The organism is uncultured Sphingomonas sp. (assembly GCF_913778135.1).
In the GTDB taxonomy this organism is placed as follows: domain Bacteria; phylum Pseudomonadota; class Alphaproteobacteria; order Sphingomonadales; family Sphingomonadaceae; genus Sphingomonas.
Map to the genome: position 1 here is coordinate 22765 of NZ_CAJYVU010000120.1, position 9889 is coordinate 32653.

11 protein-coding genes are annotated in these 9889 nt (G+C 67.5%); 8 read left to right on the forward strand and 3 right to left on the reverse strand.

Annotated elements, in window-relative coordinates; all coding sequences use genetic code 11:
* The first annotated feature begins 18 nt into the window (after nt 1-18).
* The 8 genes from QZ847_RS11170 (at nt 19) to QZ847_RS11205 (ending at nt 7626) form a co-directional block, all read left to right on the forward strand.
* Nucleotides 19-1143, forward strand: a complete 1125-nt coding sequence (locus QZ847_RS11170) for a flagellar basal body P-ring protein FlgI (RefSeq protein WP_294356526.1) — start codon at nt 19-21, stop codon at nt 1141-1143.
* On the forward strand, nt 1140-1481 hold the full coding sequence (locus QZ847_RS11175) for a rod-binding protein (RefSeq protein WP_294356528.1): 342 nt from the start codon (nt 1140-1142) through the stop codon (nt 1479-1481). Before QZ847_RS11170 ends, QZ847_RS11175 begins: the two co-directional genes overlap by 4 nt.
* Nucleotides 1478-2812 (forward strand): flagellar hook-associated protein FlgK, encoded by a 1335-nt coding sequence (gene flgK / locus QZ847_RS11180; protein WP_294356530.1) that lies wholly within the window; start codon nt 1478-1480, stop codon nt 2810-2812. The genes QZ847_RS11175 and flgK overlap by 4 nt, the downstream gene beginning before the upstream one ends.
* Nucleotides 2812-3741 carry a flagellin gene (locus QZ847_RS11185; RefSeq protein WP_294356532.1) on the forward strand — a complete coding sequence of 310 codons (930 nt, stop codon included), beginning with the start codon at nt 2812-2814 and terminating at the stop codon, nt 3739-3741. The genes flgK and QZ847_RS11185 overlap by 1 nt, the downstream gene beginning before the upstream one ends.
* Before the next feature lie 96 nt (nt 3742-3837).
* Nucleotides 3838-4701 carry a flagellar motor stator protein MotA gene (motA, locus tag QZ847_RS11190; protein WP_294191005.1) on the forward strand — a complete coding sequence of 288 codons (864 nt, stop codon included), beginning with the start codon at nt 3838-3840 and terminating at the stop codon, nt 4699-4701.
* Nucleotide 4702: 1 nt separating this feature from the next.
* Nucleotides 4703-5608, forward strand: coding sequence for a flagellar motor protein MotB (locus QZ847_RS11195; protein WP_294356534.1), 906 nt, complete (start codon nt 4703-4705; stop codon nt 5606-5608).
* 261 nt (nt 5609-5869) lie between these two features.
* The gene (locus tag QZ847_RS11200; protein ID WP_294356537.1) at nt 5870-6697 is read left to right on the forward strand and encodes a cold-shock protein; all 828 of its coding nucleotides are present in this window, start codon (nt 5870-5872) and stop codon (nt 6695-6697) included.
* An 89-nt stretch (nt 6698-6786) separates the two neighbouring features.
* Entirely contained in the window at nt 6787-7626 is an 840-nt protein-coding gene (locus QZ847_RS11205; protein ID WP_294356539.1) for a glutaminyl-peptide cyclotransferase, read from the forward strand.
* A 138-nt stretch (nt 7627-7764) separates the two neighbouring features.
* Here the strand turns inward: QZ847_RS11205 and QZ847_RS11210 are convergent, their stop codons facing one another.
* From QZ847_RS11210 to QZ847_RS11220, 3 genes are all read right to left on the reverse strand, one after another.
* Nucleotides 7765-9114 (reverse strand): ammonium transporter, encoded by a 1350-nt coding sequence (locus QZ847_RS11210; protein ID WP_294356540.1) that lies wholly within the window; start codon nt 9112-9114, stop codon nt 7765-7767.
* A 13-nt stretch (nt 9115-9127) separates the two neighbouring features.
* Nucleotides 9128-9466: a P-II family nitrogen regulator gene (locus tag QZ847_RS11215; RefSeq protein WP_093006298.1), complete on the reverse strand. Its 339-nt coding sequence runs from the start codon at nt 9464-9466 to the stop codon at nt 9128-9130.
* Nucleotides 9467-9608: 142 nt separating this feature from the next.
* Entirely contained in the window at nt 9609-9809 is a 201-nt protein-coding gene (locus QZ847_RS11220; protein ID WP_294189932.1) for a DUF2007 domain-containing protein, read from the reverse strand.
* Nucleotides 9810-9889 lie beyond the last annotated feature (80 nt).

Genomic DNA, 9889 nt, shown 5'->3' on the forward strand with positions numbered 1-9889 from the left:
CGCCTAGGCTCACCCACCATGACAGGATTCATCTCCGCTCGTTTGCTCGTCCGCCACCTGTTCGCGGCCACGCTGGCGCTGGTCGCGCTCGCCGCGCCGGCACACGCCGACCGCATCAAGGATCTGGGCGGGTTCCAGGGCATCCGCTCGAACCAGCTGACCGGCTACGGCATCGTCGTCGGGCTGCCCGGCACGGGTGACGACAACCTCGAATATACCGTTCAGTCGGTGAAGGCGGTCGCGTCGCGCTTCGGCCTGCAATTGCCACCCAACGTCAATCCGGGGTTGAAGAACGCCGCGGTGGTGATGATCACCGCCGAGCTGCCGCCGTTCGCAAAACCGGGGCAGCGGATCGACATCACGGTCGCCTCGATGGGCAAGGCCAAGTCGCTTCGCGGCGGCAGCCTGGTGCTGGCGCCGCTCATGGGCGCCGACGGGCAGATCTACGCGATGGCGCAGGGCAATCTCGCGGTCGGCGGCCTAGGTGCAGAGGGCGCGGATGGCTCCAAGATCGTCATCAACGTGCCCTCAACCGGCCGCATCCCCGAGGGCGCGACCGTTGAGCGCGCGGTCGCGACCGGATTCGCCGACACGCCGTTCCTGACCTACAATCTGCAGCGCGCCGATTTCACCACCGCGCAGAACGTGGCGGCCGCGATCAACCAGCGTCTGGGCTTCGGCACCGCGCAGGCGGTCGACGCAGTGTCGGTCGCGGTGCGCGCTCCGGTCGGCGCCGATATCCGCGCCGGTCTGATGAGCCAGATCGAGAACCTCGACGTTGCCAGTGCCGAACCACCCGCCAAGGTGATCGTCAACGCGCGCACCGGCACGGTCGTCATCAACTCCGCGGTGCGCGTCGGCGCTGCTGCCGTCACGCACGGCAAGCTGACCGTCCGCATCGACGAGAATCAACGCATCAGCCAGCCCGCTCCCTTCAGCCAGGGCCAGACCGCGCTCGAGCGCAAGTCGGGCGTCTCGGTCGACGAGGAGCGCAAGCCGATGTTCCTCATCAATCCCGGCCCCAAGCTCGCCGACGTGGTGAAGGCGGTGAACGCGATCGGCGCCAGTCCCGCGGACCTCGTCGCGATCCTGGAGGCGCTGAAAGAAGCCGGCGCCCTGAAAGCGGAGTTGATCGTCCTGTGACCGACACCCCCAACATCGCGGCTGCGAGCGCGTCGCTCACCCCGGCTGCTGCCACCGGCACGTTCGCGCGCGCGAACACGAAAGAGAACCTCGCCAAGGCGGGGCAGCAGTTCGAATCGGTGTTCACAGGCATGATGCTGAAATCGATGCGGCAGGCGAAACTCGCCGACCCGTTGTTCGACAGCAAGGCGCTCGACACCTTCCGCGACATGCAGGATCAGAAGACGGTGCAATCGATGGCTGAGCACACGCCGCTCGGCATCGGCCGCGCGATGACCGAATTCCTGGGGCGCGGGCAACCGAATCTTAACGAGGACGGTGGCAAACCGGCCGAATGAGCGATCTCCTCTCCATCGGCGCCAGCGGCGTTCGCGCGTTTCAGGGCGCGCTGACGACCACGTCGGAGAATATCGCCAATTCGGGTACGGTCGGCTACGCGCGCCGCACCGCGCAGATGGCCGAGGTCTCGGCCGCGGGGATCAAGGGCGTCAACGGCTACGGCGTCCTCGTCACGGGCACGCAGCGCGCGGCCGATTCGATTCGCTCGGCCGCGGTCCGCAGCGCGGGCGCCGACCTGTCGCGTACGCAGGCGGGCTCGGCCTGGCTCGACCGCATCCAGACCGCGATGACCGGCGCCGACGTGTCGGGTCGCCTTTCCAGTTTCTACACCTCGGCCACCGCGCTCGCCGCCGATCCGGCCTCGGGTGCGCAGCGCAGTGTGATGCTCGAGAATGCGCAGAGCGTCGCCTCGGGCTTCGCCGCGACCGGTGCCGCGCTCAGTCAGGTCGTCACCGACCTCGACCAGGCCGCCGACGGCGACGCTGCGACGCTCTCCAATCTCGCGAGCGCGCTCGCCAAGGTGAATGACGGGCTTGGCCGGGCGGGGGCGGGCACCGCTTCGGCGGCGAACCTCGCCGATCAGCGCGACCAGTTGCTTGAGCAGATGAGCGCGTTGTCCGACGTGTCGGCGACCTTCGACGCCGCCGGTCGCGCTACCGTCCGTGTCGGTGGAGAGGCCGGGCCGGCGCTCGTCTCGGGCCGGGATGCGGGCGTCGTCTCCTACGCGCGCAGTGCGCAGGGCAACGTCACCTTCACGGTCACGCGCGGCAAGGACGCGCAGATGTTCCAGCCGAGCGGCGGCTCGCTCGCCGGCATCGCTGATGCGGCGCAGCGGATCGTCGACACGCGCGGGCTGATCGCCGACACCGCGCGCGATTTCGCCGACAGCGTCAACGCGGTCCAGGCCGAGGGCGTCGATCTCAACAACGCACCCGGTCAGCCGATCTTCGCCTATGACAAGATCGATCCGACGCGGATGTCCGTCGCGATGACCGATCCCGCCGGTATCGCTGCTGCCGCGACCGGCGGCGGCATGCGCGACGGCAGCAATCTCGCCAAATTGCAGGCAACCCGCGCCAGCGGCAATTTCGAGGGCGGGATCACCGGCCTCGTCGCCGGCAACGCCGCCGCGATCGCCAACCGCCGCATCGTCGGCGACGCGCAGAACGCGATCCTGTCGGGCGCGACGACCGCGCGCGATCAGATCAGCGCAGTCAACCTCGACGACGAGGCGGTGCAGCTGCTGCGCTTCCAGCAAGCTTATCAGGCGTCCAGCCGTGTCATCTCGATCGCGAAGGACGTGTTCCAGTCGCTGATGGAGATCCGCTGATGTCGGTCAGTTTTTCCACCAGCGGCTTCTACGGTCGCTCCGCCAGCGCGATGAACGCGCTCACCGCGCGCGCCGAGGCGCTGCAGACGCAGGTGTCGACCGGCAAGAAGCTTCAGGCACCCTCCGACGACGCGGTCGCGTACCAGCGGTTGCAGGGCATGCGGGTCGTGGGCGCGGACGACGCGGCCTTTGGTGCGAACGTCAAGATCGCGCAGGGCGTGCTCGCCTCCGCCGACTCGACGCTCGGCAGCGTCGGCGACCAGCTGCAAAAGGCGACAGAGCTCGCGGTACAGGCGGGCAACGGCACGTTGTCGAAGGACGCGAAACAGGCGATCGCCACGCAGTTGAAGGATGTGCTCGCCAGCATCGTCGGCTTGGCCAATGCAAAGGACGCGCGCGGTGCGCCGCTGTTCGGCGGCTCCGAGGCGGCGGTCGCTGGCCAGGCGGAAACGCCCGCGGTCACGCAGACCGCTACCGGCGCGCTCACCTTTGCCGCCGGGCAGCCGTCCGCAATCCCGATCGGCGACGGTCAGACGGTGCAGCCGAGCGTCGCCGCGCGCGACGTGCTCAAGATCAAGGACGACGGTACCATCACCGGGCGCGACATCGGCGAGGTCATCACCTCGATGATCGCGACGCTGGAGGCGGGCGGCACGCTCTCCGACGACGACAATGCCGACCTGTCGGCAATCTCGGCGCAGACGACGCAGGCGCAGGCCTCGGTCGGTGCGCGTGCGGTTCGTGTCGACCTGCAGGCAGCCTATTTCACGCAGGTCGGTACCGACCGCGAGGCCGCGCGCTCCGACATGGAAGACGTCGACGTCACCACCGCGATCACCGAGTTGCAGAAGACGATGACGATCCTGTCTGCGACGCAGGCGAGCTTCTCCAAGCTGTCGCAGCTCTCGCTGTTCGACTACATCCGCTAAAGGTCGAACGCGCGCGCGATTAAACGCGGCCGCGCTTAACCACTTCGCTACCACCTGCCGGTTAACCATGCGGTCGAATAACCCAGGGAATCGCGCATGTTCGCCGGCATCGGCCTCGTTGTCCTCCTCGTCATGGTGTTCGGTGGTTTCGCGATCACCGGCGGCGCACTCGGCCCCGTGTTCGAGGCGATCCCGCACGAAATGCTCATCATCGGCGGCGCGGCGGCGGGCGCGCTCATCATCGGCAATTCCGGCAAGGAACTGAAGGCGATGGGCGGCGGGCTCGCCAAGGTGTTCAAGGGTCCGAAGTACAAGAAGCAGGACTATCTCGACGTCATCTTCCTGGTGTCGAAACTGATGAAGATGCTCCGGATGGAAGGCCCGATCGCGCTCGAGCCGCACGTCGAGGATCCGAGCTCGTCGGCGGTGTTCGCCGAATATCCCAAGCTGTTGAAGGACCACACGCTCGTCAACCTGATCGCCGACACGCTCCGGCTCGTCGTCGTCTCGTCGGGCACGCTCGACGTCCACGCGGTCGAGGACGTGATGGATAACGCGATCAAGACCCACCACCACGAGGTCGAGGGGCCGCACACGACGTTGTCCAGCCTGGCCGACGCGCTGCCGGCACTCGGCATCGTCGCCGCGGTGCTTGGCATCGTGAAGACGATGGGCTCGATCGACAAGCCGCCCTCGATCCTGGGCGCGATGATCGGCTCGGCACTGGTCGGCACCTTCATGGGCGTGCTGCTCGCCTACGGCATCGTCTCGCCGCTCGCAGGGCGCCTCAAGCAGGTGATCGACGCCGACGCCGCGATCTACCACGTGGTCAAGCAGATCATCATCGCCTCGCTCCACGGCCACCCGCAGCCGCTGGTGATCGAGGCGGCGCGCTCGGGCATCCAGCACAAGAACCAGCCCGGCTTCGCCGAAGTGTTCGACGGTCTGCGCGGCAAGTAAGATGGCGCGCGCACCCCACGGCGCCAACGTGCCACCCAAGATCATCGTCAAGAAGATCTACATCGAGGGCCACGGCGGTCACCACGGCGGCGCGTGGAAGGTCGCCTATGCCGATTTCGTCACCGCGATGATGGCGTTCTTCCTGCTCCTCTGGCTGCTCGGCGCCACGACCGAGAAGCAGCGCAAGGGTATCGCCGACTATTTCGCGCCGACGCTGATCGACAACAAGTCACTTGGCATCGGCGGCATCGGCCCGTTCGGCGGCGAATCGATCATGTCGCAGAACAAGCTCGGGCCGCAGGCTGGCCAGTCGAGCATGCAGGCGATCGCGACGGTCGTCCGCTCGGAAGGCGGCGTGCAGAGCGGCTACGGTCCCAAGGGATCGCTGCGCAGCGCCCCGCGCGAGGCGATGCTGGAGGACCAGAAGAACTTCGCCAAGCTGAAGCGCGAGGTCATGCAGCGCATGGCGAAAAAGGCCGACATCGCGAAGCTCGCCAAACACATACGTTTCACCATGACGCCCGACGGCATGCGGATCGACCTGATCGACGACGCCGATTACTCGATGTTCGCGCTCGGCACGACCGCGCTCGACGCGCGCGCATCCGAACTGATCGGCACCGTCGCGACCGGCATTGCCGCGACCGGCAACCCGATCATGATCCGCGGCCACACCGACAGCCTGCCCTACGGCGATCCGCGCGCGATGAACAACTGGATGCTCTCCTCGGGCCGTGCCGAGGCGACCAGGCGCCGTCTGGCGCTTGCCGGCATTCCGGAAGCGCGCTTCAACCGGATCGAGGGCGTCGCCGATCGCGAGCCGATGATCACCAAGGATCCGGGCGATCCGCGCAACCGACGCGTTGCGATCACGCTGCTGTACCGCGCCGGCACGTTCGGGTCCTGAGCCGGCGCCCGCGACTCGTCGGCGGCGCTGGGCGGGCGTGATGGCGACGCCAGCGCCACGACGTGCGCCACTTGCGGCAGATTTGGCACATTGTGCTTTTTTTGTGGCGAAGACCGCACAAAACGATTCGCACCGCCTTTCGCGATAGGTTATGCGATGGGCAAGGCGCCTATTCGATCGCGCCCCGAAAGCCGCGTTCGCCGTCCTGCGCGTGGTTTTCGCAATGGATGCGACGGGCGGACCGGGAAGTTGAACAGGTTTATGGGTTACGACAAGGGCGGCCGCGGTGCACGCGGTGGGCGTGGACGCGACAAGCGCGACGGTTTCGGCGGTGACGATTTCGGCGGCGGCTTCGGCGGCGGCGGTTTCGAAGGCGGTGATCGTGGCGGCTTCGGCGGCGGCGGCTTTGGCGGTGGTGGCGGCGGCTTCGGCGGCGGCAACCGCGGCGGCTTCGGCGGCGGTGGCTTCGGCGGCGGTGGCGGCGGTGGTTTCCGCGGCGGCGGTGGCGGCTTCGGTGGTGGCGGCGGCGGTGGCCGCGGTATGCCCCCGCAGGTCGTCGGCGAGGGCACCGGCGTGGTCAAGTTCTTCAACGCGCAGAAGGGCTTCGGCTTCGTCGTGCGCGATGACGGCGGCGAGGACGTGTTTGTGCACATCTCGGCGGTCGAGCAGGCGGGCCTGTCGGGTCTGGCCGAGGGTCAGCCGCTCGGCTTCACGCTCGTCGACCGCGGTGGCCGCATCTCGGCGACCGATCTCAAGATTGACGGCGAGCCGATGCCGGTGACCGATCGCGCGCCCCCGCGCGACGGCGGCTTCGGTGGCGCACCGGGCGGCCCGCGCGGCGGCGGCCAGGGTGGCCCGCAGCGCTCGCTGACCGGCGAGAAGGCGACCGGCACCGTCAAGTTCTTCAACGCAATGAAGGGCTTCGGCTTCATCCAGCGCGACGACGGCCAGCCCGACGCGTTCGTGCACATCTCGGCAGTCGAGCGCGCCGGCATGCCGACGCTCAACGAAGGCGACCGGCTCAGCTTCGAGATCGAGGTCGATCGTCGCGGCAAGTACGCAGCGGTGAACCTCGCCCCGAACAGCTGATCGTTCGATCAGGTGAAACAGGGACGGCCCGTTCGGCACCATGCCGGGCGGGCCGTTCTCGTTCAGACACAATCGAGTAGGTGGCACGCATGACGCTGCGTTGGATGATCTTACCCACGGTCGCGCTTGCCGCCGCTGGGGCAGCCGCAATCACGTTGCGCACACCCGATGCGCCCGCGGCACCGCAAGCAGTACCCGCGAGCGCAGCACCCACGGCACAGCCTGACGCGCGCCCGCCGCTGCTCGCCCCCACCATCGTCGCGCGCATGCCACACGATGCGAAGGCATTTACCGAAGGTCTCGTCTGGCACGACGGCGCCTTGTACGAGAGCGTCGGCCTCGAAGGGCGTTCCGACGTGCGCCGCGTCGATCTGGCGACGGGCAAGGTGCAGCAGCGCGTCGTCATCCCGCCTGCGCAGTTCGGCGAGGGGCTGGCGGCGTACAAGGACCGACTGGTCAGCCTGACCTGGCACGACGGCGTCGCGCATCTGTGGTCGGCGCGCACGTTGAAGCCGCTCGGCACCGCGCGCTACAGCGGCGAGGGCTGGGGGCTGACCAGCGACGGGCGCTCGCTGATCCGTTCCGATGGATCGGCCACGCTCACCTTCCACAATCCTGCCACGCTCGCGGTCCAGCGCCGCCTCGACGTCACGCTGAACGGCCGCGCGATCACGCAGCTCAACGAACTCGAATGGGTCGACGGGCAAATCCTGGCCAACGTCTGGCACGCACCCTTCCTCGTCCGGATCGATCCCGCGGACGGTCACGTCAACGCGATCGTCGACCTGCGTGCCATCGTCGCCGAGGTGGGCGCGACCGATCCCGAAGCGGTCGCCAACGGCATTGCGTGGGATGCGGGCAAGCGGCGCCTGTTCGTGACCGGCAAGCTGTGGCCGACGATGTTCGAGATCACGCTGGCGAAGAATTGAGCACCGCGCCGTCGAGCCGACTTGGCTTGGCGGCCTACAAAAAAAGAGCCCGGTACGTTTCCGTACCGGGCCACAGGTGTTTGTCCGCAGGAGGAACATCGTGATGGGAGCGAGCCACCGGCCCGCACCCGAAAAGCGTCAGTAATTGTAGGCGCGCTCGCCATGCTCACCGAGGTCGAGACCCTCGCGCTCGACATCGGCTGCGACGCGCAGGCCGGTCAGTGCACGCGCGGCGAACATCGCAACCGCGGTGCCGACGCCGGTCCAGACGATCGTGGTCAACACCGCCTCGATCTGCACGATCAGCTGGTGCGCCATGTCGTAATCGGGCTTGCCCGGCCCGCCGAGCGACGGCGCGTAGACGATTGCGGTGCCGATCGCGCCGACGATACCGCCGACACCGTGCACGCCGAATGCGTCGAGCGCGTCGTCGTAGCCGAGCTTGGGCTTCACCACCGACACCGCGTAGAAGCAGATCACCGAGGCGACCGCGCCCAAGACAATGGCGCCGAACGGACCCGAGTTGCCCGCGGCCGGCGTCACCGCGACGAGGCCGGCGACCACACCCGAGCAGAAGCCCAGCGCCGATCCCTTGTGACCGTTGATCCGCTCGGCGAGCATCCAGAACAGCGCACCCGACGCGGTCGCGACGAAGGTGTTGATCATCGCGAGGCCGGCCGAGCCGTTCGCTTCAAGCGCGGACCCTGCGTTGAACCCGAACCAGCCGACCCACAGCAGCCCGGTACCGATGCCCGTCATCGTCAGCGAGTGCGGCACGATCCGCTCGGTCGGATAGCCGATCCGCTTGCCCAGGATCAGCGCGGCGACGAGCGAGGCGACGCCCGCATTGATGTGCACCACGGTGCCACCGGCGAAGTCGAGCGCCCCCATCTTGAAGAACAGCCCGCCCGATGCCCACACCATGTGCGCGATTGGAAAATAGACGATCGTCAGCCAGATCGCGGCGAACGCCATTACCGCTGAGAACTTGATCCGCTCGACCACCGATCCCAGCACCAGCGCGACGGTGATCGCGGCAAAGGTCATCTGGAAACAGACGAAGACATATTCGGGGATCGCCACGCCCGCTGTGAAGGTGGCGGCGGTGCTCTCCGACGTGACGCCCTTCAGGAACGCCTTGCCCAGTCCCGACACGAAATCGTTGCCGCCGTCACCGAACGCGAGCGTGTAGCCCCACATGACCCAGATCAGCATCGCGAGGCACGCGACCGCGCCGATCTGCGTCATCGTCGACAGCATGTTCTTGGTGCGCGTCAGCCCGCCGTAGAACAGCGCCAGGCCCGGCAGGATCATCATCATGACCAGCAGCGTGCTGGTCAGCATCCACGCGGTATCGCCCTTGTTGACGGTCGCGCTCGCCGCGGCGGCCGGCGCCTGCAACGCGGCGTCCTGCGCCCAGGCGGGCAGCGCCGCCAGCAACGCCATTCCGGCGCCGGCGACACTCAGTCGTTCAATCGATCGCTTCATTCCCCAACCCCCGTCAGAGTGCGGTGTCGTCGGTCTCGCCGGTGCGGATGCGCACCGCCTGGCCGACCTCGAGCACGAAGATCTTGCCGTCGCCGATCGCGCCGGTGTTGGCGGACGCCTGCACCGCCTCGACCACGCGGTCCGCCATGCCGCTCTCGCACACGACCTCGATCTTGATCTTGGGCACCATGTTGGTGCTGTATTCGGCGCCGCGGTAGATTTCGGTCTGGCCCTTTTGCCGGCCGAACCCCTTGACCTCGGACACCGTCATGCCCGCCACGCCGATCGCGGTCAGCGCCTCGCGCACCTCGTCGAGCTTGAACGGTTTGATGATGGCAATGACCAGCTTCATCGCGCCCCCTTCCCTGTAGCGGGAGGGTGCTTTGCAGGTGCCGTGCCAAACCGCCGCAAGAGGGTCGCGGCACCGAATTGCTGTCAAAAACTACGCTGTTGCAGCAATAAACAGGCAGCGAACTACCCGCGCTGCCTAATAATCAGGCAGGATCGATCAGTCGTCTTGCCCGTGAAAGATCGTCCTCATCGACCATCACGCGCGCCGGGATCAGCAGCCAGCTGCCATCCGCAATCGACGCGCCGGTGTCGAACGCGACCGCGTCGATCCCCTCGGACTCGAGCCGACCGACGATGATGTTGGCAAGGTTGCGATCGAAGCGACCAAGTTCGACCAGCGCCATTACGCGGGCACCGTTGGGTTGCGCACGGGCAGGCCGTCGATGCTGCGGGTGCGCTGCGCGTATTTGGCGAAGCGGGTCTG